We start from the raw sequence: 25497 nt of genomic DNA, 5'->3' as shown, positions 1-25497 counted from the left end.
TGTGTTTACAGCAAGTCTCCAATACGGAGATTTGCTTTTTTTAGTTCGGATAAGACGTTTAGCTTTTACCTGGCGAAAGCTTATCATCCATCCCGTTTTATGTTACATTAGTATGAAACTATGGACTGAATAGGGGAGGTTCTTACGGTGAAGCCGGATTTGCGCTCTGCGTGGAAGAATAACGTGTTGGTCGGAGACGGAGCGATGGGAACTTTTTTATATCAAAAAGGCTTCCCGGTCGGTATCTCCTATGAAGAATTGAATCTGACCTCTCCGGAGGTTATTGAAGATGTACACCGGAGCTATATGGAAGCGGGAGCGGTGCTGCTAGAGAGTAATACGTACTCCGCCAATTATGATAAGCTGTCCAAATTTGGCCTGGAGGCCAAGGTGGCTGATATCAACCGCGCAGGTGTGCGGATCGCACGGCATGCCGCTGGAGATAACGGTTACGTTGTAGGTGCGGTAGGTTCAATCCGTGCAGGTAAACGGGCAAATCTGTCCAGCTCGGAGCTGAAGCGGTTTTATACCCAGCAGTTTTCGGCGCTTCTGGAAGAGCAGCCTGACGGGATTATGCTGGAAACATTCTATGATGTGGAGGAGCTGCATCTGGCATTAAGATCAGTCCGCAAGCTCAGCGAGCTCCCGGTCATCTGCCAGCTCGCTGTAGATGAGACCGCGCGGACCTTGGACGGATTAACACTGACGGAGGCCTTTCATATTCTTGAACAGGATGGGGCGGATATTATCGGCTTCAACTGCCGGACCGGACCTAATGGCATTAAGCGGGCGCTGAATTCGCTGCAGGGAAGCCTGAGGCTCCCCGCATCGGTGTATCCCAATGCCGGGATCGCAGATTATGTGGACGGCCAGTACCGGTATGGTGCGTCGCCGGATTATTTCGGCCAGATGGCCCCGGTCTTTGCGGATATGGGCGCCCGTATTATTGGCGGCTGCTGCGGCACAACGCCACAACATATCACCGAAATCTCTGCTGCACTTAGAGGGTATTCTCTGCAGCCCCTGCCGGAGCCTACCGTCCAGAACAATCTGGAACGAATTATAGTGCAGGAGCATTTGGGAGAGAACGAGGAACGCGATGGCCATGAACCGACACTTGTTGATCTGGTCAAGGAACGCCATACGGTAATTGTTGAGCTTGATCCGCCGCGTGATTTGGATATCGCAAAGTTCATGCGTGGAGCGGAAGCGCTGCGCAGAGCAGGAGCAGATGCGCTGACTCTGGCGGATAATTCGCTCGCTGTAACACGGATGAGCAACATGGCGCTGGGACATCTGGTACAGGCTCGTACGGGGCTGCGCCCGCTGGTTCATATTGCCTGCCGTGACCGCAATCTGATCGGAACCCAGTCCCATCTTATGGGTTTCGATGCCTTAGGGATTGATCATGTGCTGGCAGTTACGGGTGACCCGGCCAGATTCGGCGATTTGCCGGGTTCAAGCTCGATCTACGATCTGACCTCTTTTGAGATTATACGGATGATCAAGCAGTTGAATGACGGTATCGCCTTCTCCGGCAAGCCGCTGAAACAAAATGCGAATTTTGTCATCGGAGCCGCTTTTAATCCTAATGTTAAACATTTGGACAAGGCAGTTGAACGATTGGAGAAAAAAATCGCCTCCGGTGCAGACTATATCATGACCCAACCTGTCTATGATCCAGAGCTGATCGAACGAATTGCAAAGGCTACGGCACATCTGGAGATTCCAATTTTTATCGGCATTATGCCGCTGGCCAGCGGACGTAACGCTGAATACCTTCACAACGAAGTTCCCGGCATACAGTTGTCCCAGGAAGTGAGAAGCCGAATGCAGGGCTTGGAAGGCGAAGAAGGACGTGCAGAGGGTGTACGGATCGCCAAAGAACTGCTGGATGCGGCTACTGCGCATTTTAATGGTATCTATTTGATGACGCCTTTCATGTTCTATGATATGAGTGTGCAGCTACTGGAGTATGTGTGGGAGAAACAAGGACGCAAATTGTCCCCCTTGTTTCGCTAGTAATAATCAATTACAATAGTGTAATGGATGTGATTCCGTTGTCATTTAGCATGACCGGATACGGTCAGTCTTCCCTGCAATTCGGCGGTTACAAGATTACATTCGAAGTCAAATCGGTGAATAACCGTTACTACGAAGTTGTACTGCGGATGCCCCGGGAATGGACGGTTTATGAGGATATGCTGCGAAGACAGGTTCAAACTCATATCAAACGGGGACGAGTGGATGTCATCATTAACAGGGAGCATACCGAAGAAGCTGAGTTAGCACAAGTGCTGAACCGTTCGGCGGTACGTTCCTATTTGAAGTCTGCCGAGCAGCTGCGAGAAGAATTTGGAATTCAAGGTGAGCTGCTGCTGCAAGACGTCCTTTCGCTACCCGGTGTAATGGAGTCCAAGGAAGATGCCCATGCATCCGACTTGTCCCAGGACTTCAAGGATATTCTTGTGCAGGGTCTGAACCAGAGTCTGGAAGCCTTGATAGCGATGCGGGCACGTGAAGGCGGATTTCTAACCGCTGATCTGGGGCACAGGCTGAATCATCTGGAGGAGCTGCATGCTGAAATGGCTGTGCTTGCTCCAGTGGTCGTGAACGAATACCGTGAGAAGCTGCGCCAGCGTCTTAGCGTGCTGAGTGACGGGACGTTCCCTTTTGAAGAGCATAAATTCGGAATGGAAATGGCTATCTTTGCCGACCGCTGTAATATTGATGAAGAGCTTACCCGGTTGTATAGTCATTTTGAACAATGTAAGGCTCTGCTGAAAGGAAGCGAGCCGGCAGGACGCAAGCTGGATTTTCTCATTCAGGAGATGAACAGGGAGACGAATACAATCGGGTCCAAATGCAATCATCTGACTCTGGTTAACCTCACGCTGGATATGAAGGCTGAGCTGGAGAAGATACGTGAACAAGCAGCGAATTTGGAATGACAGCTATCTGAAGCAAGCAACGATGTAACCTATGGGGGGAACAACCGGAACATGGCAATTAAATTAATCAACATCGGCTTTGGAAATATCGTATCGGCCAACCGAATTATTTCCATTGTCAGCCCGGAATCTGCACCAATCAAACGTATTATTCAAGAGGCCAGAGACCGGCATATGCTGATCGACGCCACTTATGGCCGCCGGACGCGGGCCGTCATCATTACTGACAGCGATCATGTCATTCTCTCGGCTGTGCAGCCGGAGACTGTGGCACACCGTCTTTCCAGCAAAGATGACGATAACGACGAATAACAACAAATGGAGTGTACTATGTCAAGAGGATTGCTGATCATACTATCCGGTCCGTCCGGTGTTGGCAAAGGAACCGTGTGTTCCGCACTGCGGCCGAAGATGCCTGAACTAGTCTATTCCGTATCTGCTACCACACGTTTGCCGCGTGAAGGCGAAGAGAACGGAGTCAATTATTTCTTTAAGACCAGAGAGCAGTTTGCAGCTATGATTGAAGCTGACCAACTGCTTGAATATGCGGAGTACGTAGGCAACTATTACGGTACTCCGCGTGATTTTGTGGAGAGAACACTCGACAGCGGAAGAGATATTATTCTGGAGATCGAAGTTCAGGGAGCCCTCAAAGTCAAAGACAAATTTCCCGAAGGTATCTTTGTATTCCTCCTTCCACCGTCTATGGACGAATTGAAGGACCGCATCCGCGGACGCGGTACGGAGCATCCTGATGTCATTAACCACCGTATGTCCGTGGCAGAGGATGAGATCGGCCTGATCCGACATTACGATTATGCAGTAGTGAATGATGAGATTGATCTGGCCTGCAAACGAATAGAAAGTATCATCATCGCCGAGCATTGTAAGGTGAGATGATAGCTACATCAGAACTCAAGCTCATATCACAGTAAAAGATGAAGAGGTGTTTTACATGCTATATCCATCCATTGATGAAATGATGACCAAAGTCGACAGCAAGTATTCCTTGGTTGTTGCTGCAGCCCGCCGGGCAAGAGCGCTGCGTGAAGGCGGCAAGACTGATGTCAAAGCTCCGAGATCACATAAGAACGTCGGTGTCGCTCTGGAAGAAATTTATGAAGACCGCATCGTTGTAACCCGCGGCGAAGAGTAGTCCGAGCTATTCCTGCTAAGCCATGATCAGAAACGGACGCAACCTTTTGTATGGCTGCTGCCGTTTCTTCTTGGGTTAGAGGTCCAATATTTTAAATAGCCCGGACCGGGCTGTACCTGACAACCGGAAGGTTGTTATTTTTTTCTCAAAAAGTGAGGATTTTCGGTTTTTCTTTTCATAATTGAGGATGGTAGAGGTGCCAGCAAGGAAACAGGGGGGAGATTAAGTTGAAGAGCTTACAGGGCAAAACGATTATATTGGGGATTACCGGTGGAATTGCTGCATACAAAGGAGCTGCCTTGACCAGCAAGCTTACGCAAAAAGGGGCTACGGTGCATGTGATCATGACAGCTTCAGCGAAACAGTTCATAACCGAACTGACATTGCAGTCATTGTCCAAACAGCGCGTATACAGCGATACTTTTCAGGAGCGTGATCCGTCTTCGATTTCGCATATTGACCTGGCAGATTCTGCCGATCTTATTCTGATAGCACCGGCAACCGCCAATATCATCGCTAAAATGGCACATGGGCTGGCGGATGATATGCTGTCCACTACACTGCTTGCTGCAACGGCTCCCGTAATGGTGGCACCTGCTATGAATGTGCACATGTACCAGCATCCGGCGGTGCTCGAAAATATTAATACGCTGTATAAGCGGGGTGTGAAGTTTATTGAACCCGGCGAGGGTCTGCTGGCCTGCGGCTATGTAGGGAAGGGTCGGCTGGAGGAGCCTGAAGCTATAGTAAAAGTTGTAGAGCAATTTTTCACTCTTCAGCATACTTCAGCTAACGGGCCCCTAACCGGCAAAAAAGTGATCATCACCGCTGGCGGAACCATTGAACGGATTGATCCGGTACGCTACATTACCAATGATTCCTCCGGAAAAATGGGTTTTGCACTCACCCGGGCTGCGCGTGCAATGGGAGCTGAGGTAACACTTATCGCAGCACGAACGGACGAAGCACCTCCACAGGACCCGGAGATCCAGGTGGTTAAGGTTGAATCGGCTGCGGAGATGTATGAAGCAGTGGTAAGCCGCTGGAAGGATTGTGATCTCCTGATCAAGGCCGCTGCAGTATCAGATTACCGTCCTCGGCAGAGTGCTGAATCCAAGATCAAAAAAAGCGGCGATACGATGACACTTGAATTGGTGAAGACAACGGATATTCTGGAGAGCCTCGGGAAAATGAAGGATAAGCAATTTTTGATCGGATTTGCCGCCGAAACAGGTAATGCCGAACTTTATGCCAAGGACAAGCTGATCCGCAAAAATCTGGATTTGATCGTTGCCAATGATGTGGCAACCGAAGGTGCGGGTTTTGGGACAGATACCAATATCGTATCCATCTATGACGCCAAGGGTCTAGTGCTTGATCTTCCGCTGGTTTCAAAAGACGAAGTTGCGAGGCAAGTGCTGCAATTGGCTGCAACTCGCATTTCCGGAGCTGGATTATAATGGAGATAGCCAAGGTCATTGTCGATGTTCCTGTACGCAGCACTGACCGGCCTTTTGACTATTTGATACCGGACTCGCTTAAGCTGTGGATTGAAGTGGGAAGCCGGGTGGCGGTGCCTTTTGGACACCGGACGGTGCAAGGCTTTGTAGTGTCACTGGAATCAGGGGAGACTAGTGCAGTATCGGGATTGAAACCCATACAGGAAGTGCTGGACTTGCTTCCCCCGCTATCCCCTGAGCTAGTGGAGCTCGGTGACTGGATGAGCCAAAGATATGCCTGCAGACGTATTTCTGCGCTTCAGGCGATGCTTCCAACCGCTCTGAAAGGCAAGGCCGAACGGCTCATCACACTTGGCGATACTTCGGAAGACAACGGAAGCAATCCGGATGAGCTGTTTCCTATGTTTCTGGAGACCGATCAGGAAGAGAGCCGAATCACTGAATTCGTGGGACGTCATGGTGAAGTCTCCATGAAGCTGCTGACACGTACCTTTCCTCATGCTGCGGAGACGGTGAAGTTTATGCTCCGCCGCGGTGTATTGGCTGAGAGCCAGTCGATTAAGGATAAGATGGGCAAAAAAAAGCTAAAGGCAGTCGATTTGGCCATTGGCCTTTCCGCAGCCCGCGAATCCCTCGCCGGATTTCCGGCGCGTTCAGCCCGCCAAAAAGAAGTGCTGGCCTTTTTGATTGAAATGGAAGCCGTGTTGCCCATGCCGATGAAGGATATATTATCAGTTCTGCAAGTAACGGCCGGGACGGTGAAAGCACTGGAAGATAAGGGGTTTATTGAGATCACAGAGATTGAAGTATACCGTGATCCTTACCGTGGCCGTGACTTTAAGCCCACTGCTCCATTGCCGCTGACAGCCGAACAGGAAGCAGTGTATACGCGAATCGCAGCAACCGTCGATGAGCAGCGGCATGAGGTGTTCCTGCTGCATGGGGTAACCGGGAGCGGTAAAACAGAAATTTATCTCCAGTGTATTCAGCGCTGTGTGGACCAGGGCAGACAGGCGGTGGTTCTGGTTCCTGAGATTGCCCTTACTCCGCAGATGGTCGAACGCTTCAAAGGCCGCTTCGGAAGCGGCGTGGCGGTGATGCACAGCCGCCTGTCTGTCGGTGAACGATATGATGAATGGCGTAAAATTCGTGAAGGCAAAGCAACAGTGGCGGTAGGCGCACGTTCCGCAGTTTTTGCACCGTTTGTGAATCTTGGCCTCATTATTATGGACGAAGAACATGAATCCTCTTATAAACAGGAGGAGAATCCGAAATATCATGCCCGTGATGTGGCGGTTCGTAGAGCAGAACAGGGAGGAGCTGCTGTGATTCTCGGCTCAGCGACTCCTTCGCTGGAGAGCTATCATGCGGCCCGCTCCCAGAGCGATATTCATTTCTCGCCGGTTCTCCTGCACATGCCAAGCCGTGCGCTCGGCAATGAATTGCCTAAGGTGCATGTGACTGACATGCGGGAGGAGCTCAAGGAGGGGAACCGTTCGATGTTCAGCCGCCGGCTCCATTCGGCTCTGGAGAGCAGACTGGAACGCGGAGAGCAGACAGTATTACTATTGAATCGCAGAGGGTTTTCCACCTTTGTGATGTGCCGTAACTGCGGGTATGTGGCCGGCTGTCCAGAGTGTGATATTTCTCTTACCTACCACAGCCGCAGCGATAACCTGCGCTGCCATTATTGCGGCCATGCCGAACCGGCGCCCAAGCTGTGTCCGGAATGCGGCAGTGAGCATATCCGTTTCTTTGGTACGGGGACTCAGCGGGTGGAGGAGGAGCTCGGAAAGCTGTTCCCGGGTATCCGTGTCATCCGAATGGACGTTGACACTACCACGGAGAAGGGTTCGCATGAGAAACTACTTAACCAGTTCAGAGATAAGAAAGCAGATGTGCTGCTGGGCACGCAAATGGTAGCCAAAGGGCTGGACTTTCCTGATGTTACGCTGGTGGGTGTGATCACAGCAGATTCAGCACTGAATTTGCCGGACTTCAGAGCGGCAGAAAAGACTTTTCAGCTGCTGACACAGGTGGCAGGGAGAGCTGGGCGACACCAGCTTCCGGGAGAGGTGGTTGTACAATCGTATACGCCGGAGCACTATTCAATTGTGCATGCCAGCGGACACGATTATCACTCGTTTGTGCGGGAAGAGCTGAAACACCGCCGGGAGCTGCATTATCCGCCGTATTGCCGCCTGATTCTTGTTACCCTTTCCCATGAACAGCTTCCAGTGCTGCTGCGGATGGCAGAAAATTATGCGCTGAATCTGCAGGGAAAGGCCCGGCAGCTGCGCTGGTTCGGCAGTCTGGATAAGCTGTCATCCGATGCGCTGGATTTGCTCGGACCTGTCGCTTCTCCGCTACCGCGGCTGAAAGGCAGATACAGATTCCAATGTATTATCAAGTGGCGCGGCTCTATTGATGCGATTGGGCTGGCCCGTCAGGTGGCTGAAGAACTTGAGGATTCAGTTCGCGATACAGGTCTTCAAATCAGTCTGGACGTAGACCCGCAGATGTTGATGTGATCATCAGGCATGTTACAATAAGTACGCATTACAGAGAATTCTAAAATGCAAATATAGAGCGCAAGCAAGCTTGGATTGATTAGAATTAGATAACCTATAGAAATCTTCAAGGATGGTGTGTGTATATGGCGATAAGGCTGATTGTAAAAGAACCGGATGAAGTGCTGCACAAGACAGCAAAGACAGTAACGAAGGTAACTCCCAATGTTCAAAAACTGCTGGATGACATGGCGGATACTATGTATGATGCGGAGGGCGTCGGACTCGCTGCCCCGCAGGTTGGCATTCTGAAGCGTCTCATCGTAGTGGATGCAGATGAAGAGCATGGACTGATCCAGCTGATCAACCCGGAAATTGTTAGTATGGAAGGTGAGCAGTTCGGACCGGAAGGCTGCCTAAGCATACCTGGCTTAAATGGAGATGTGCGCCGTGCAGAGACAGTGACTGTACGCGGACTTGACCGTGAGGGTACGGAAGTGACAATCACCGGAAGCGGCTTGCTGGCCCGGGCGTTTCAGCATGAAATTGATCATCTGAACGGGGTGCTGTTCACGGATATTGCCGAGAAGGTATATGAGTATACAGCTGAGCGCAGCGAAACTGAGGAGTGAAGGAAATGAAGATAGTATTCATGGGAACTCCGGCGTTTGCGGTACCCTCCCTGCAAATGCTGCTTAAGCAGGGCTATGAGGTTGTGGCCGTCGTCACCCAGCCGGACCGTCCGCAGGGACGCAAAAAAACACTGACGCCTTCTCCGGTGAAGGAAGCGGCTCTGGCTCTGGGCCTGCCGGTCCTGCAGCCTGAACGGATGCGGCGCCCTGAAGCCGTAGCTGAGCTGGCAGCCTACAAGCCGGATCTGATTGTTACGGCTGCTTACGGGCAGATTTTGCCCAAATCGGTACTGGATCTTCCGCAATTCGGTTGTGTGAACGTCCATGGATCACTGCTTCCGAAATACCGGGGGGGTGCTCCAATTCAGCGTTGTATTATTAATGGGGAAAAGGTTACCGGCGTTACTCTGATGTATATGGCGGAGGGACTAGATACTGGTGATATGATCTCGCGGGTAGAGGTTTCTATTGAAGATACGGACACGTCGGGAACGTTGTTTGAGAAGCTTAGTCTGGCAGGTTGTGAGCTGCTTAAGGATGAAATGCCGAGGCTTGTCAGTGGCCGCGTGCAGGCAACTCCTCAGGACGATAGTGAAGCAACCTACGCTCCAAATCTCAGCAGAGAAGATGAACGGATTGACTGGAAGGCGAATTCGCTTGATATCTATAACCGTATTCGCGGACTGGTCCCGTTCTCAGGCGCTTTTACACTTTGGAATGGAGAAACGTTCAAGGTATGGGGTGCGCAGAAACCTGCCGGGAACAGTGAAAGCAAAGGGACTATGCCAGGAACGGTGCTTGCAGTGAGCAGTGACGGTATTGAGGTGAAGTCAGGGGATGGATGTCTACTGCTTACTTCAGTTCAACCAGCAGGTAAAAAAGCCATGACTGCAGCTGACTTCAGCCGTGGAGGGGTGATGAAGCCCGGGATGGTGCTGGGTTGAGCGCGGGCAAAGGCGGCGCGGACCGCCAAGGTCCACAGGTGAAGCCGAACGGCAGCGGTAAGGGATCTGGAGCGAGACCTGCAGGTGGCAGCAAAGGCAAAGGAGCTAGTGGTAGGAATAACCGGTCAGGTGCTTCGGGTAGCGGAGCAGCCGAATCTGCACGGGAAGTAGCGCTAGATATTCTTGTCCGTGTTGAGCAGCAAGGAGCATACAGTAACCTGCTGCTCAACAGCAGCTTGCAGAAGTCCTCGCTTAGCCGTGAAGATACGGGACTGGCAACGGAGCTGGTATATGGCAGTATCTCTCGCCTAATTACCTTAGATTATGTACTTGGTGGTTTCGTAAGCAAAGGTGTTGCCAAGCTCCAGCCTTGGGTACGCAATTTGCTTCGACTTAGCTTGTACCAGATTATGTATCTGAACCGTGTCCCGTCCCATGCAGCTGTTAACGAAGCGGTGAATATCGCCAAAAAACGCGGGCATCAAGGGATATCTGGCATGGTGAACGGTGTACTTCGAAGCGTGCTTCGCGCCGGGGATCTCCCAGTTTTGCCAGAGAATCTGAGCCGCGAAGAACGGATTTCCGTACTCCATTCCCATCCGCTGTGGATGGTTAGACAGTGGGCTGCGGAGTATGGGCTGGAGGCTGCTGAAGCGATATGCGCTGCGAACAATGAACCGCCAGTATCCAGTGTTCGTGTGAATCTTACGATGATCAGCCGCGAAGCACTGCTGGCACAAATGGTTGAAGCAGGACTGGAGGCCTCCCCCTCCCAGCTCAGCCCTTATGGCATTATTGTCAAAGGCGGCGGCAATCTCGCGCTTAGTACCTGGTACCGGGACGGCTATTTGTCTGTTCAGGATGAGAGCTCCATGCTGGTGGCGGAGGCAGTTGCACCGGAACCAGGTATGAGAGTACTTGACTGCTGTGCTGCTCCTGGCGGCAAAAGCGCCCATATGGGTGAGCTGATGAAGGACGAAGGGTTCATCTATGCAAATGATCTGCATCCTCACAAGGCACAGCTGATTGGAGACCAGGCTAAGAGGCTTGGACTCGATAGCATAGTTACGGGAAGCAGTGATGCACTGCAGCTAGCACAGAAGTTCGAGCCGGAATCGTTTGACCGGATTCTGCTTGATGCCCCTTGCTCCGGACTTGGGGTGATCCGCCGCAAACCGGATCTTAAATGGCGTAAACAGCCGGAGGATGTAGCCAGTGTGGCTGAACTACAGTCTGAGCTGCTGCAGACAGTCTCTGGTTTATTGAAACCCGGTGGTATTCTGGTCTATAGTACATGTACAACTGAACAGGCGGAAAACAGCAAAATTATCGCTGAATTTCTTCAGAATAATCCCGGATTTAGCTCTGTAACCTTCAGCTCCCCAGTATGGGATAGAGTAAAGGGAACCGCGCTTGCTGAGGGCGACGGAATACAGCTGCTGCCGCAGCATTATGGCAGTGATGGTTTCTTCATTTCCAGGCTTCAAAGACTCTTGTAATATAGCAAACTTTAAGACATTTTACGGTCTCCCGCCCGCACGTCTTTATGCGCGGCGGGCTTTTCTTTTACCGTCTCTGAAATTTGTGTTAAAATAGGAAGAATGAGAAATAATACGCATATGATAAAAATGTATAAATTGATGCGTATTCTAATAAATTTCAATATTTTAAGAAAGTACAGGTGCTGAATCTAATGAAACCTTTAATATATGATTTTTCTCTGGAAGAGTTGCAGCAGTGGGCCAAGGAGAATGGTGAGCCGGCTTTTCGCGGAGGCCAGATTTTTGACTGGCTGTATGTCAAACGGGTGAATGATTTTGAATCTATGAGTAACTTGTCCAAGGCGCTGCGCGCCAAGCTGGAAGAACAATTTCGTATTACGGCTCTTACGGAGATCACTAAGCTGGAATCCAAAGATGGTACTGTGAAATTCCTCTTCGGGCTGCATGATGATCATGCGATAGAGACTGTAATTATGAAACACAATTATGGCAACAGCGTGTGTGTTACGACTCAGGTAGGCTGCCGGATCGGGTGCACATTCTGTGCCTCTACACTTGGTGGTCTTAAGCGTGATTTGACCGCGGGCGAGATAGTGGCTCAAGTCGTCCGGTCCCAACAGATTTTGGATAGCCGTGGGGAGCGGGTCAGCAGCATTGTCATCATGGGAACGGGTGAACCTTTTGAGAATTATGACGCCACTATGCGATTCCTGCGTCTCATGATCCATGAGAAAGGCCTGAATATTGGACAACGGCATATCACTGTCTCAACCAGCGGTATTGTGCCGAATATATATAAGTTTGCTGATGAAGATACACAGATCAATCTGGCTATTTCCATTCATGCACCCAATGATACACTTCGTTCGAAGCTGATGCCGGTTAACCGGCGGTATCCTTTTGATGATGTGATTGAGTCTCTGCGGTATTATCAGGCTAAGACAGGCCGGCGGATCAGCTTTGAGTACGCCCTGATTGGTGGCGTTAATGACCAGAAGGAGCATGCCGAGGAGCTTGCCGGAGTGCTTAAGACGATGCTGTGCCACGTGAATCTTATTCCCGTCAATCATGTGCCTGAACGCAAATATGTACGGACTTCACGCAATGATATATTTGAATTTCAACGTATTTTGGCCGATCACGGTGTGAATGTAACCATCCGCCGTGAGCAGGGCCATGATATAGCGGCCGCATGCGGACAGCTGCGCGCCAAACATATGGAGTTGGGGTGAGGATATTTGATCAGAACAGTTCATGCCAGCGACATTGGCCGGGTACGTACGGTCAATGAGGATTCAGTCTGGATCGGGGTGACACATAACGGCTATACCCTCGGCATTATAGCCGATGGAATGGGTGGACATTTGGCTGGCGACACCGCGAGCCGTCTTGCTCTGGAGACCATAAAGAATGCCTTGGACGGGCTACAGCCTGATCTTCCGGAGGAAGAACTTCAGGGTGCGCTCGCTGCTGCCATTTATGAGGCCAACAGTGCAGTCCACAATGAGGCTTCCCGCGATGAGAAATACCATAACATGGGTACGACTGTCGTTACTGTTCTTTTAAATGGTCCGGATGGATATATCGGCCATATCGGGGATAGTAGAGCCTATTTGATCAAGGATGGTATAGCCGTACAGTTAACCGATGATCATACGCTGGTCAATGAGCTGTTCAAGAATGGCCAGATCAGCCACGAGGAGCTTGACAACCATCCGCGTAGAAATGTATTGACCAGGGCTCTGGGTACGGATGCGGAGGTAACGGCTGATCTGGCACCTGTCCATCTGTCACAAGGGGAGCTTTTGCTTCTGTGCAGTGATGGATTAAGCAATTTCGTCAGCCAGGAGCATTTGGGCAAGGTGGCAGGGATACATGAAATATCCCTGGAAGAAAGAGCGGACCGTTTACTTCAGCTGGCTTTGCTTGCCGGCGGTGGCGATAACATTAGCGTCGCTTTGCTAGAACATCAAGGAGTGGCCGCTGTGCCCGAAACGAAGGAGTGGGATAAATGATCGGTCACGAATTGGGCGGCCGTTACCAGGTTATCGAACGGATTGGAGGAGGTGGCATGGCGCTCGTCTATAGGGCCCATGATATCCTGCTTAACCGTAACGTCGCGATTAAAGTTTTGCGTAACCAGTTTGTGCATGATGAGGAATTTATCCGCCGGTTCCGGCGGGAGGCGCAATCCGCCGCATCCTTGTCTCATCCAAATGTGGTCAGCATATACGATGTAGGACAGGAAGATGAAATTCATTATATTGTTATGGAATATATAGAAGGCAAGAACTTGAATGAGATTATTAAAGAACGGGCCCCGCTTCAGGTAGATGAATCCATCCGTATTGCTTCACAGATATGCGATGCCCTGGACCATGCACACCAGAACCAGATCATTCACAGGGACATCAAACCCCACAACATTCTGATTGGCCGTAATGGACGAGTCAAGGTAACAGATTTCGGAATAGCCCGTGCAGTTACTTCTACTACCATAACCCAGACGGGATCTGTAGTTGGTTCAGTTCATTATTTCTCGCCAGAGCATGCAAAAGGGGTAGCGACTGGGGAAAAGTCCGATCTTTATTCCCTGGGAATTGTCCTTTACCAGATGCTTACCGGAGTGCTTCCATTCTTGGGTGAAAGCCCGATTAGCGTAGCTTTGAAGCATTTACAGGAGGAATTTGAAGAGCCGCGTCTTCTGAATCCGCTGATACCCCAAAGCGTAGAGAATGTTATTTTAAGATCCATGCGCAAGAATCCGGAAGAGAGATACCAGTCTGCCAAAGAAATGCTGCAGGATTTGGAGACATGTCTGCTGCCTGAACGTCGAAGCGAGTCCAAAGCTCAGTTCCATGATGAAGAAGATGAGGACAGAACCCGTATTATTCCGGCAATCCGGCCGATGCAGCGGACTTTAGGCAGCCGTGGCGGCGAAGATCGGATGAGGCGTGATGACGAAGAAGAAATGCCGCGAAGCCCTTCCAAACGGAAATGGGGACGTCCTGTGCTATGGATCGGCCTCACACTGCTGCTATTGGCGGCGATGGGCGGGCTGGTGTGGTATGTCAGTGACAAATTCGATGTGGATGAAGTGGCAGTACCCTCGGTGACCGACATGTCCTTTGAAGCGGCCAAAGCAGAGCTGGCCAAGGTAGGGCTCGTCGCGGAAGAACCACCACTGACGGAGTACAATCCCAATAAGGAGCCTGATGTGGTATTTAAGCAAAATAAAGCTCCGGATACCATGGTCAAAGAAGGAACCTCTATTCTGCTCACAGTTAGTATTGCCAAGGAGCTGCCTGAGATGATTGAGTTATCGGGCAAACCTAAAGACGAAGCCGAAAAACTGCTGATCGCAGAGGGTGTTGAACAGAACCGGATTACTGAAGATCCGCGTTATAGCGAGGACTTTCCTGAAGGGCAGGTCATCAGCACAGAGCCGGCCGCGGGCAGTCCATATGACCCTGAGACAGCAACGATCAAGCTGATCGTCAGTCTGGGGCAAGAGACGACACCTATACCTGATCTCAAAGGCCACACGAAGGAAGATGCGAAGGCTATGCTGGAGGCAGCCGGTCTTGTCCTTGGTGAAGTTAAAGAGGAATCCAGCTTCTCTGAAGAAAAAGGCATCGTAATGAACCAATGGCCATATGAAAAAGGCGATACGGCCTCACCGGGTGAGAAGATCAATATTACGGTAAGTACAGGTTATCCACCTGAGGCTTTGGAATACACATTCAATGTGCCGGTGACTCCTTCAGTCGAAGGTAAAAAGACAAAAATCCGCATTATTTATGCTGACGCCCGTAAGGATGGCGAGAACCAGGAATGGGGAACCCGCACGATAGCCAAAAGCCAGAATCTGGCTGTGAATCTATTGCTAGCTCCTAATAAGGACGGTTCCATCTCTGTATATCAGGATGGCGATTTCATCGAAACCTATACGATAAAATATTCAGACGCCAAAAATGGGACGGTTCCTGATCCAGAGCCACCGGTTCAGAATACTCCTGAGCCGACTCAGGCCCCTACGGAGGCACCAGCTTCAGCTGATCCTACAATAGCACCGGAGATTTTACCTCCTTCTACTGAAGGTGGCAGCACTGGAGCAGCGGATCAGACCGGATTTACGAATAACAATGCCGGAAACGTACAGGCATCTTCGAAGAGTGGAAAAGATAAAAAAGGTAAATAAATGGATAAAAGCTGCAGCTTTTCTGAAGAAATTCCGGAGCTGACTGCAGCTAGCAGAATGACCCGGGAGCTTTTTATAGACTTGGGTCATTTGTGCAATATCAGGAGAGGAAGGCTTAGGATGTATGCCTGAAGGAATTATAATCAAAGCATTAAGCGGTTATTATTACGTCAAGCCGCTTCGTGAAGGATTGATAGCTACGGAGGAAGAGGCTGTACAATGCAGAGGGCGGGGAATCCTCAAGAAGAAAGGGGTTGCTCCGCTTGTGGGTGACCGGATTAAATATATTCTGACCGAAAATGGAGAAGGGATGGTTGATGAGCTGCTTCCCAGGGAGTCCGAGCTGATCCGTCCGCAGGTAGCCAATGTCAAACTGGCTGTGCTTCTCTTCTCGGTGCGGGAACCGGATATGAATCTGAATCTTCTTGATAAATTCCTGGTACACATTGAACACTCCGGTCTGGAGACTCTTATCGTGCTGACGAAGCAGGATCTGGCTGACGATAAAGGTGAAGCCACTGCACTTGTCAAAGAGCTGTATGAGCGTATTGGTTACGAAGTGTTGGTCACCAGTTCGCTTACCGGCTCCGGCAGTGAGGAGCTGCGGAATCGTCTGGCAGGCATTATCAGTGTCTTCTCCGGCCAGTCCGGTGTCGGCAAGTCTACATTGCTGAACCGCCTTGTGCCCGGCCTTGAACTGGAAACAGGAGAAATCAGTCTTCGCTTGGGCCGGGGGCGGCATACTACCCGTCATGTGGAGTTAATGGATATTGGCAACGGAGGTTTTGTGGCCGATACTCCGGGCTTTAGTCAGCTGGATTTTCTGGAGCTCGGTGTGGATGAGTTGTCTACTTGTTTCCGGGAGTTTGCCCCTTTTGCCGAACAATGCAAATTCCGCGGCTGCAGCCATCTGCATGAACCCGGATGCCATGTCATTGATGCCGTGAATACGGGAGTGATTGCAGGCAGCCGTTATGACCATTACAAGCTGTTCTATACTGAAATGAAAGATAAAAAGCGGAGGTACTAACCCTATGATTACAATCGCACCATCGATATTATCAGCTGATTTTGCCGCACTGGGCGCAGAGGTCGCAGAAGCCGAAGCCAGTGGCGGGGACTGGATTCATGTGGATGTCATGGACGGCCATTTTGTGCCGAATATTACCCTAGGCCCACCGATTGTAAAAGCTGTCAAAGCACACACCTCATTGCCGCTCGATGTCCACTTGATGATTGAGAATCCGGAACGCTATATCCCAGAGTTTGCAGCCGCAGGGGCATCGGTTATTACAGTTCATGCCGAGGCTTGTGTTCATCTTCACCGTGTAGTTCACCAGATTAAGGAGCTTGGACTAATGGCCGGTGTGGCGATTAATCCGGGTACACCTGCATCAGCTGTGCAAGAGGTGCTGGAGGATATTGATATGGTGCTTATAATGACGGTAAACCCCGGTTTTGGAGGTCAATCGTTTATTCCGCACACCTTGAAGAAGATCCGTCAGATCCGGGAATGGGCCCGGGAAGTGAATCATACCTCCCTACGGATTGAAGTAGACGGTGGAATCGCCGAAGAGACCGCTCCACTAGTTGCAGAAGCTGGTGCGGATATTTTGGTCGCCGGAAATGCGGTGTTCGGACGAAGTGACCGCGCAGCTGCCATCAAGGCCATTCGGGAAGCGGCGGAGGCAGCCCTGCGCTAAAACGTAAGCGATACGTTCGATCTAATGGTATAGGCCAAGTTGCCGACGCATAAATATGGTTACATGAGCAGAAATCTCATGTAGCCTTTTTTGAATAGGAAAGCCGAAGTTCCAGTATTCCCTGTATCCTTTTATTTTTTGAGAAACAAAAACACCGCCTCTTCCAGGGGACGGCCAAGTCGTTTCTTCTTATTCAATAAGGGAGGTCTGCATTCGCCAGGTTATCGGCTCGCCAGGAAAGTCTCCTACCGTATGGCATGAATTGATGGGAGGGTTAATAATGAAATTTTACACGTTCAAGCTGCCAAGATTTTTGGGAGGTTTTGTTAAAGCGATTTTGAACACATTTCAGAAAAGTTGAGGGCGGAATAGAAAAGAAAACATGAAAAAAAGCACCTTACATATGTAAAGGGTGCTTTTTGCTTCATATGAGATATCGCTAGGTCCTAGGAAAACCTAAGACTAAACGCGTTCAACTTTGCCGGCTTTCAAAGCACGGGTGCTGACGTACACGCGTTTCGGTTTGCCGTTCACGAGGATACGGACCTTCTGAACGTTAACTCCCCAAGAGCGACGGTTGCGGTTGTTCGCATGAGATACGTGGTTGCCGCTGCCCGGTTTCTTGCCAGTTACAGTACATTTGCGGGACATAGATTACACCTCCTTGTTACTTACACCTGCGTAAAACAATACTTAAATATAATATCACAGCAAAATTTGCTTCGTCAACCGCTTCAAAAACATTTATTTCTTTTGGCTCTTATAGTACAATATAAATTAGTGTATTATGTCCAGTTAATCATAGAATTGATTAGGCATGAAGTTAGGAAGGGGAATTCTCATTGAGTAAGCGTTCTATAAACGGAACAGATTTTACCGCAATGGTACTCGCCGGAGCGGAGAAGCTGCAGCAGCATGCAGAGCACGTCAATTCCCTGAATGTATTTCCTGTACCCGATGGGGATACGGGAACCAACATGAATTTGACGATGACTGCAGGCGTGAACGAATTGAAGAAAAATAATACCGCCTCTGTTGGCCAATGTGCAGGAGTATTGTCTAAGGGTCTCTTAATGGGCGCGAGGGGAAATTCCGGCGTTATTTTGTCACAGCTGTTCAGAGGTCTTGGACGGTACGCTGCCCAATACGAAGAATTGAACACGCAGCAGTTCGCAGCAGCGCTGCAGACCGGAGTGGATACAGCCTACAAAGCGGTGGTCAAACCGGTAGAGGGAACGATACTTACAGTTGCCAAGGAAGCTGCAAGACATGCCGGCTACTATGCACGGCGCACAACGGATGTAATAGAACTGATGACTGAGGTCCTGGCCAAAGCCAAAGAAGCGTTAGCCAATACTCCAGAACTTTTGCCTGTGCTGAAACAGGTAGGGGTAGTTGATTCCGGGGGGCAAGGCTTGGTATATATTTACGAAGGATTTCTTGAACATTTGACGGGCCATGGAAGCACGGCAGTTCCCGTTACTGTGCAAGGACAAGCCCCCGCTCCTGCAGCGGCCCCAGCCCCAGTGCTGACCAAACATGAGAACGTATTGTCCTCAGTGCAGTCCTCTGCTCAATCCCGGCTGTCTACGGAAGACATTGAATTTTTATACGATATGGAGTTTTTTATCAACCGTTTGCTTGGCAATTCGGTGAAAACGCACTTTGATGAAGAGGCATTCCGCAGAGCACTATCAGTTAATGGTGATTCGATTATCGTCATTTCGGATGATGAGACCATCAAGGTACATGTTCATTCCAAGACTCCGGGAGAGGTACTGAATCTGGCGCTTCAATATGGTGAGATCACACAAATCCATATCCTCAACATGCGCGAGCAGCATCGTGATCTTCTGATTGCAGGAATGGATATTGCGCCTATGCCTGAGGTATTTGCAGATATTCCTAAGGAAGTGAGCAGTGTACAGGCTCCAGCTGTTCCTCCTGCGGATGATATGGCTCAGTACGGATTCATTGCCGTTTCTTCGGGTGAAGGCATCTCTGATATTTTCAGAAGCCTGGGGGTGGATGCTATTCTGTCCGGCGGGCAGACGATGAATCCGAGTACCGAAGATTTCGTTAACGCGATCTCATCCATTTCGGCGAAGCATATTTACATCCTGCCAAATAACTCGAACATTGTGCTTGCCGCCCAGCAGGCCAAGGAATTGCTTGAAGGAGAACGGGAAATCACCGTTATTCCAAGCAAAAGCATCCCGCAGGGGATAGCCGCTGCCTTTGCCTTCCAGGAGGAGGACACGGTAGACTCGAATACAAGCAATATGCTGGAAGCTATCACTCAAGTGAAATCGGGGCAAATTACCAATGCCGTCCGTGATACGGTTATCGAGGAGCTGGAGATCAAATCGGGGCAATATATCGGAATTTCCAATTCGAAGATTGTATCCGCTGCCGATGATCTGCTGGTTGCAAGTCAGGCGCTGCTCACAAGCATGCTTGTGAATGGTGATGAAATTGTCACTATTCTGACAGGTGCTGAATCCGAGGAAAAGGTTACCGAAACACTCAAGAGCTGGCTTGAACAGGCTTACCCGCAGGTTGAAGTTGAGGTTCATGAAGGCGGCCAGCCGCTGTATTATTACCTTTTCTCTGTCGAACCGTAGGCTTCATTTACTCCTTATATAGTCTTAAGCAGAATCAGCATGGTGTCCTTTATCAGGTCTGCCATTCTGTCTGCCACATCATAGTTTGGGGAGGAAATCCATGAATCGTACTGTGATCGTCACCGACAGCACTTCCGATATCCCGCCGTCCATGGCGGAAGCGTATGGTATTGAGGTTGTTCCTTTGACTCTGATGTTTGGCGAGGAGGCATTCCGGGATAATGTGGACATGACGCCGGAGCAATTCTATGAACGTCTTCCCCGTTCAACGCAGCTTCCGACCACTTCTCAGCCATCACCGGCTGAATATATGGATGTCTACCGGGCGATTCAGGAACGTGTACCGGGTTGCCGAATTCTATCTTTTCACATTTCCTCAGGTCTTAGCGGTACGTATCAATCGGCTGTTCTGGCTAAATCCATGCTGGAAGAGGAAGGTGAATCAATTACTGTAATTGATTCACTCTCCGCTTCCTATGGATTCGGCTTTATGGTTATCGAGGCGGCGAGGCTGGCGGCAGAGGGGCATAGCCCGGAAGATATTTTGACTAAAGTCGAGAGTCTTCGTCAATCCCGCAAGCTGTACTTTCTCGTCGATACCTTGGAATACCTGCAAAAAGGCGGAAGAATCGGCAAAGCCTCCGCGTTTCTGGGGACGCTGCTTAACATCAAACCGATCCTTTCTATTGATGCAGAAGGAATTATCTACGCGGTTGAGAAGGTTAGAGGACGTAAAAAGGCAGTAGCCCGCATGATCGAGCTGTTCAAAAATGAACTGCCGGGTGTGGACAAAATCAACGTGGCCGTGGGTCATACGGCTGAACCGGCTTCCGGCGAAGAGTTCCTTAGGGAATTGGCCGGACACTTCACCCTGGAAGAGAAAGTGCTGACCAATGTGGGCCCGGTTGTGGGGAGCCATGTTGGCAACGGTACCTTAGCCGTTTTCATCTGGCCTGCGTAAATAGGGGATGAATATGGGACTATCTTTGGATTCAATCGAAGTGAAACAAATAAATGGCGTGAGCGCTCAAAAGCAAAATGAGCTTCACGCCTTTGGCGTCTTTACAGTGAAGGATTTGCTGGAGTATTATCCATTCCGCTATGATGATTTCCGCCCCCGCTCACTGAGTGAGATCAAACACGGTGATAAGGCTACGCTTGTCGCGAAGGTTATCGGTATACCTGTCCTGCAGCGTTTTGGGGGTAAATCCCGACTGAGCTGCAAAATGGTAGCAGAGCCTTGGATGTTCACAGCTACATGGTTCAACCAGCATTATGTACGTGAGCAGCTGACCGTGGGGCGTGAAATTGTAATAACCGGCAAATGGGATCAGAAACGTAACGCCATCACTGTTACGGATTATGAATTTACTGATCGGGGAGAAGGCAAAATCGGCACCCTGCAGCCGGTCTATTCTGTGGGGGGCAAGATAACACAGTCCTGGATACGCAAAATGATTCATCAGGGCCTGCAGCAGTATGGTGAGCTGATTCCGGAAATTCTTCCGCAGATGATTATACGTAAATATGATTTTATGTCCCGCAAACGGGCTATTGCCACCATCCATCGGCCTGAAGATACGCGGGAAGGCCAGCAGGGGCGGCGGCGGATGGTATATGAAGAACTGTTTCTGTTCCAGCTTAAGGTACAGGCTTTCCGGGTGCTAAACCGCGGCAGAATGGATGGAGTGGTGCATACGGTAGACAATGCCACGGTCCGGCAGTTTGTCCGCAGCCTGCCTTTTGAACTGACCGATGCTCAGAAGCACGTGGAGCTGGAAATCCTGCAGGACATGCGTTCTCCGCATTGCATGAATCGTCTTTTACAAGGGGATGTGGGTTCCGGTAAAACAGTACTCGCAGCAATTGCCCTGTATGCCACAGTGAAATCAGGATTTCAGGGAGCGCTGATGGTACCTACTGAGATTCTTGCAGAGCAGCATATGCGTTCACTCACTAAGATGTTTGAGCCATTTGGGATTACGGTCGGTCTCTTGACAGGAAGCGTCACCGGACGCAAACGGAAGGATCTGTTAGCCTCCCTGCAATTGGGAATGCTCGATATTGTGGTGGGTACGCATGCCTTGATTCAGGAGGATGTTTTTTTTCGGGGGCTGGGAATGGTGGTCACGGATGAGCAGCATCGTTTTGGCGTTAACCAACGCAGTATTTTGCGCCGCAAGGGCTACAATCCGGATGTGTTGACCATGACGGCAACGCCTATACCACGTACACTTGCGATTACGGTCTTCGGAGATATGGACGTGTCCACACTTTCTGAGCGGCCTAAGGGACGTGTACCGATCACAACCTATTGGGTAAAACCGGACTTGATGGAGAGGGTGCTGAAGCTGATCAGCCGTGAGATCGATCAGGGCAGACAAGCCTATCTAATCTGTCCGCTCATTGAGGAATCGGAAAAGCTGGATGTGCAGAACGCGATTGACCTGCATATTCAAATGTCGCAGTCTTTTCCCAATTACAAGGTAGGGCTGCTGCATGGACGGATGACACCTGGGGAAAAGGACGAAATCATGCGTGCTTTTTATAGTAATGAGGTTCAACTGCTGGTCTCCACAACGGTGGTAGAGGTTGGTGTCGATGTTCCTAATGCTACTCTGATGATCATTATGGATGCAGACCGCTTTGGACTGTCCCAGCTGCATCAGTTACGCGGACGGGTAGGACGGGGCCAGCACGCCTCCTTCTGTGTGCTTGTAGCTGATCCCAAATCAGAGATCGGGCGTGAGCGCATGACGGCAATGACCGATACAGACGATGGATTTGAGGTGTCTCGAAGGGATCTGGAGCTGCGGGGCCCGGGGGATTTCTTTGGGACTAAGCAGAGCGGGCTTCCGGAGTTCAGGTTGGCCGATATGACTGCTGATTTTGATGTGCTGGAGCAAGCCAGAGATGATGCTGCAGGATTGCTGAAAGAAACTGACTTCTGGACCTCTAATGACTATGCGCCACTGCGGAGCTATTTGCAGAATGAGCAGATTTTTCAAGGGGACTTAATCGATTAATTAATTAGGCACATGTGCCAGCTCTCCCTCATATACTGTGAATGGTTGGAATATGACAGGAGGTGCTGCGCGTGGGCTATCAGCAATTTGGAATCAGTCCCCAGCTAGTGGATCGCATCAAGCTGAAGATGAAAAATCCGGCTGTTAAAGAACGTATTAAGAATATGATCAACGGAGTCTCCAAACAGGAGCTTCAGGATCCTGCGGTGGTGCGCAGACTGGTGCGAAATGCCTCGGTAGTACTGGGGGAGAAGCTGACCTCCACGCAGGAAGAGCAAATTGTTAAATTTGTTATTGCGCAGAAGATTGACCCTAACAATACTTTTCATTTGATCCGGTTATGGGGAATGTTCCGGTAGTAATATGCAAACTCAGGATGACCCAGCCGGCCGTAAAAAATGCAAGGAGAGTCTGTACTTCGGCTACCCGGAGTCCTGATCCCCTTGCATTTTTACGTGATGGTGCGTTGCCGGTTTAAAGAACTCTTTGCATGTGTAGCATGACATTACTCCAGTAGCCAGTATCCAGATCACTGATCTGGACACCCGGATCACCCCAGGTATGAATGAATTTGCCGTTTCCGATGTATATGCCGACATGTCCCGGAACCGCATCACTCTCAAAACGTCCGGGTACTGTAAAGAAGATCAGGTCGCCAACCTCCAGTTCACTGCGGCTTACCCGTCTGCCTCGATTATCCTGGTCTTTAGCTAAACGGGGGAGGTCTACACCAAATTTCTTATAGACATGGCGAGTGAATGAGGAACAGTCGAACCGCTTGGTTTCCTCGTATGGTCCTGCGCCGAAGTCATACGGAACGCCGAGAAACCTTTTGGCATAGGCAACCAGTTCTCTGCTGTCTGCAGTGGACAGACTTTGGATACGCAGAGTATTGGCTGATTCGGGTCTGCCAGTCTGTTCAGCACGCTCCTTATCGGCGGGAGAAGCGACGTTGATCTCACCGGTACGGGAGTTCCAGCCGACTTCGGTCTGCAATAATTTTGACAGTGAAGTAGGAGTGATATAAATTTGACCGTTTCGACGAATCGGAGCATCCGGCAATTTTATTTTTTCCCCCAAGGAGAATACTTGGGTTGAATTCGGATGAAGCATGTACATTACATCGGTATAGCCGATTTTGGCATAGCCCCCGCTGGCGGTATCATCCTTCATCCGGTAACCGATAGAAGCGGCTGCCGGTTTCAGAGGGATCCAGTATTTACCTTGTTTATCGGTGAACGAAGCTTTTTCATAATAGCTGCCTGAAAGAGATCCGGCAGGCGTGACTGCATTGACCTTTGGCTTCTGATCGCTTGTGCCGTAGCTGCAAGCACTATTTGCTATAATTGCTGCAGTCAACAAAGCGGAGACAGTGATGGATTTTACAGATCGGTTTGTTGTCATAATGGCACGCTCCATATTCAAACTGTAGTATAAGTTTGCACAGTGAGCCCTATTTTATGTAGGAAGAGAAGAAGACAAGCGCTGTAATAATCACCCAGATAAATAAGATAAAGTCCAATATTGTGCGTTTATTGTAAAAAGTGGTCCTGTCATAAGTGATTGACGGAAAATGAACCTTTATATAAGATAAGCATATTATATTTACTTTTTAGTTACGGGCTTCGTGGCTGATTTTGCTTTAATGCTTTTAAAGATGAAAGTGTTACTGCTGAGACGCTACCCTTGAAGCACGCGCTGAATTCGTAAAAAGAAGAGGGGTTTATACGATGAGAACAAAGAAAATATGGCTAGGTTTAAGTCTAAGCGCGTTGCTGGCGGTTACTGCCTGTGGTTCCAACAATAACAATGCTGCGGATTCAGGAAAAGCTGATTCCGGGAGCGCGGATTCAAAAACTTACAAAATAGCTATCTCACAATATGTCGAGCACCCTTCTTTGGATGCTACACGGGAAGGGTTCCTCGCCGCTCTGAAGGACGCTGGATTGGTGGAAGGCGAGAATCTGAAGGTGGATCTGGAGAACGCCCAGGCAGACTCATCCAATAATCTGTCTATCGCCCAGAAGATAGCGGCTGACAAGAATGACCTTGTGCTGGGGATCGCCACACCTTCGGCTCAGGCTGTTGTTCAGGCAGAGGGCAAGGATACACCGATTCTGTTCGCGGCGGTCACAGACCCGCTGGATGCCAAGATCGTAACCGATCTGGATCATCCCGGCGGCAATGTATCCGGGGCTTCGGATACCAACCCTGAGTCGATCACACGCCTGATGACATTTATCGCCGAACAGTTCCCGAAGGTCAAAAAACTCGGCCTTATTATCAATGAGGGTGAACCGAATGCTGTCGTAATGGCTGATATTGCCAAAAAAGAGCTGGACAAGCATGGCATCGAGCTGGTTAAAGCTGCGATTACTAACACCTCTGAAGTGAAGCAGGCAGCAGAATCACTTGTTGGCCGTGTGGATGCCTTGTACATCACTCTCGATAACTCGGTAGTAAGCGCTGTGGATACGATCATTCAGACTGCTAATGACAACAAAATTCCGTTTTTCTCCGCTGACCGGGATACGGTAGAAAAAGGGGCTTTTGCAACCGTCGGGTTCAAATACTATGATCATGGCTACCAAGTAGGCCAAATGGCTGTGGAAGTGTTGAAAAACGGTAAGAATCCGGGGGACATGAAGGTGACCATGCAGGAGAAGCTGGACCTGATTATGAATCTCAAAGCTGCGGCGGCGCAGGGGATTGAAGTGACAGATGCTATGAAGGCTGAAGTTGCTGATCCGGATAATAATATTATTCAATAATTATGACAACAATGGGG

At 50.0% G+C, this 25497-nt stretch carries 23 protein-coding genes; 21 read left to right on the top strand and 2 right to left on the bottom strand.

Features of this window, described 5'->3' with window-relative positions; all coding sequences use genetic code 11:
• The first annotated feature begins 147 nt into the window (after positions 1-147).
• From ACAN54_RS05120 to spoVM, 16 genes are all read left to right on the top strand, one after another.
• Positions 148-2022, top strand: coding sequence for a bifunctional homocysteine S-methyltransferase/methylenetetrahydrofolate reductase (locus ACAN54_RS05120; protein WP_379153222.1), 1875 nt, complete (start codon positions 148-150; stop codon positions 2020-2022).
• Positions 2023-2060: 38 nt separating this feature from the next.
• Positions 2061-2951 (top strand): YicC/YloC family endoribonuclease, encoded by an 891-nt coding sequence (locus tag ACAN54_RS05115; protein ID WP_379153220.1) that lies wholly within the window; start codon positions 2061-2063, stop codon positions 2949-2951.
• Between the two features lie 51 nt (positions 2952-3002).
• Positions 3003-3263, top strand: coding sequence for an extracellular matrix/biofilm regulator RemA (gene remA / locus ACAN54_RS05110; RefSeq protein ID WP_006209218.1), 261 nt, complete (start codon positions 3003-3005; stop codon positions 3261-3263).
• Positions 3264-3281: 18 nt separating this feature from the next.
• The gene (gmk, locus tag ACAN54_RS05105) at positions 3282-3851 is read left to right on the top strand and encodes a guanylate kinase (protein WP_379153218.1); all 570 of its coding nucleotides are present in this window, start codon (positions 3282-3284) and stop codon (positions 3849-3851) included.
• 55 nt (positions 3852-3906) lie between these two features.
• Positions 3907-4107, top strand: a complete 201-nt coding sequence (gene rpoZ / locus ACAN54_RS05100; RefSeq protein WP_379153216.1) for a DNA-directed RNA polymerase subunit omega — start codon at positions 3907-3909, stop codon at positions 4105-4107.
• A gap of 227 nt (positions 4108-4334) precedes the next feature.
• Positions 4335-5567: a bifunctional phosphopantothenoylcysteine decarboxylase/phosphopantothenate--cysteine ligase CoaBC gene (gene coaBC / locus ACAN54_RS05095; RefSeq protein ID WP_379153214.1), complete on the top strand. Its 1233-nt coding sequence runs from the start codon at positions 4335-4337 to the stop codon at positions 5565-5567.
• Positions 5567-8098, top strand: coding sequence for a primosomal protein N' (priA, locus tag ACAN54_RS05090; protein ID WP_379153212.1), 2532 nt, complete (start codon positions 5567-5569; stop codon positions 8096-8098). The genes coaBC and priA overlap by 1 nt, the downstream gene beginning before the upstream one ends.
• Positions 8099-8223: 125 nt before the next feature.
• The gene (def, locus tag ACAN54_RS05085; protein ID WP_379153210.1) at positions 8224-8709 is read left to right on the top strand and encodes a peptide deformylase; all 486 of its coding nucleotides are present in this window, start codon (positions 8224-8226) and stop codon (positions 8707-8709) included.
• A gap of 5 nt (positions 8710-8714) precedes the next feature.
• Positions 8715-9653, top strand: coding sequence for a methionyl-tRNA formyltransferase (fmt, locus tag ACAN54_RS05080; RefSeq protein ID WP_379153208.1), 939 nt, complete (start codon positions 8715-8717; stop codon positions 9651-9653).
• A gap of 38 nt (positions 9654-9691) precedes the next feature.
• Positions 9692-11152, top strand: coding sequence for a 16S rRNA (cytosine(967)-C(5))-methyltransferase RsmB (rsmB, locus tag ACAN54_RS05075; protein ID WP_379154186.1), 1461 nt, complete (start codon positions 9692-9694; stop codon positions 11150-11152).
• Positions 11153-11346: 194 nt separating this feature from the next.
• Positions 11347-12387 carry a dual-specificity RNA methyltransferase RlmN gene (gene rlmN, locus ACAN54_RS05070; protein WP_379153206.1) on the top strand — a complete coding sequence of 347 codons (1041 nt, stop codon included), beginning with the start codon at positions 11347-11349 and terminating at the stop codon, positions 12385-12387.
• A 6-nt stretch (positions 12388-12393) separates the two neighbouring features.
• Positions 12394-13170, top strand: a complete 777-nt coding sequence (locus ACAN54_RS05065) for a Stp1/IreP family PP2C-type Ser/Thr phosphatase (RefSeq protein WP_379153204.1) — start codon at positions 12394-12396, stop codon at positions 13168-13170.
• Positions 13167-15356: a Stk1 family PASTA domain-containing Ser/Thr kinase gene (gene pknB / locus ACAN54_RS05060; protein WP_379153202.1), complete on the top strand. Its 2190-nt coding sequence runs from the start codon at positions 13167-13169 to the stop codon at positions 15354-15356. The genes ACAN54_RS05065 and pknB overlap by 4 nt, the downstream gene beginning before the upstream one ends.
• Before the next feature lie 124 nt (positions 15357-15480).
• Positions 15481-16386, top strand: coding sequence for a ribosome small subunit-dependent GTPase A (gene rsgA / locus ACAN54_RS05055; RefSeq protein WP_379153200.1), 906 nt, complete (start codon positions 15481-15483; stop codon positions 16384-16386).
• 4 nt (positions 16387-16390) lie between these two features.
• Positions 16391-17059, top strand: a complete 669-nt coding sequence (gene rpe, locus ACAN54_RS05050; protein WP_379153198.1) for a ribulose-phosphate 3-epimerase — start codon at positions 16391-16393, stop codon at positions 17057-17059.
• Between the two features lie 280 nt (positions 17060-17339).
• Positions 17340-17420 (top strand): stage V sporulation protein SpoVM, encoded by an 81-nt coding sequence (gene spoVM, locus ACAN54_RS05045; protein WP_020431362.1) that lies wholly within the window; start codon positions 17340-17342, stop codon positions 17418-17420.
• 101 nt (positions 17421-17521) lie between these two features.
• On the opposite strand, the gene rpmB is transcribed toward spoVM, so the two are convergent.
• The gene (rpmB, locus tag ACAN54_RS05040) at positions 17522-17710 is read right to left on the bottom strand and encodes a 50S ribosomal protein L28 (RefSeq protein ID WP_019911441.1); all 189 of its coding nucleotides are present in this window, start codon (positions 17708-17710) and stop codon (positions 17522-17524) included.
• Positions 17711-17901: 191 nt separating this feature from the next.
• Between rpmB and ACAN54_RS05035 the strand changes: the two genes are divergently transcribed.
• The 4 genes from ACAN54_RS05035 to ACAN54_RS05020 all read left to right on the top strand — a co-directional run bounded on the left by ACAN54_RS05035 (position 17902) and on the right by ACAN54_RS05020 (position 23068).
• Positions 17902-19683: a DAK2 domain-containing protein gene (locus ACAN54_RS05035; RefSeq protein ID WP_379153196.1), complete on the top strand. Its 1782-nt coding sequence runs from the start codon at positions 17902-17904 to the stop codon at positions 19681-19683.
• 100 nt (positions 19684-19783) lie between these two features.
• Positions 19784-20644, top strand: a complete 861-nt coding sequence (locus ACAN54_RS05030) for a DegV family protein (protein ID WP_379153194.1) — start codon at positions 19784-19786, stop codon at positions 20642-20644.
• Positions 20645-20657: 13 nt separating this feature from the next.
• Complete coding sequence (gene recG / locus ACAN54_RS05025) at positions 20658-22709, top strand: ATP-dependent DNA helicase RecG (protein WP_379153192.1); 2052 nt, start codon at positions 20658-20660, stop codon at positions 22707-22709.
• A 71-nt stretch (positions 22710-22780) separates the two neighbouring features.
• Positions 22781-23068 (top strand): stage VI sporulation protein F, encoded by a 288-nt coding sequence (locus tag ACAN54_RS05020; RefSeq protein ID WP_379153190.1) that lies wholly within the window; start codon positions 22781-22783, stop codon positions 23066-23068.
• 115 nt (positions 23069-23183) lie between these two features.
• Here ACAN54_RS05020 and ACAN54_RS05015 read toward each other — a convergent pair whose 3' ends face one another.
• Complete coding sequence (locus ACAN54_RS05015; RefSeq protein WP_379153188.1) at positions 23184-24113, bottom strand: C40 family peptidase; 930 nt, start codon at positions 24111-24113, stop codon at positions 23184-23186.
• Positions 24114-24439: 326 nt separating this feature from the next.
• On the opposite strand from ACAN54_RS05015, the gene ACAN54_RS05010 reads away from it, so the two are divergent.
• Positions 24440-25480, top strand: coding sequence for an ABC transporter substrate-binding protein (locus tag ACAN54_RS05010; protein WP_379153186.1), 1041 nt, complete (start codon positions 24440-24442; stop codon positions 25478-25480).
• The last annotated feature ends 17 nt before the right edge of the window (positions 25481-25497 follow it).

Source organism: Paenibacillus diazotrophicus, assembly GCF_042610465.1.
Note: the sequence above shows the minus strand (reverse complement) of the source record. Positions and strands in the feature narration are given on the sequence as shown.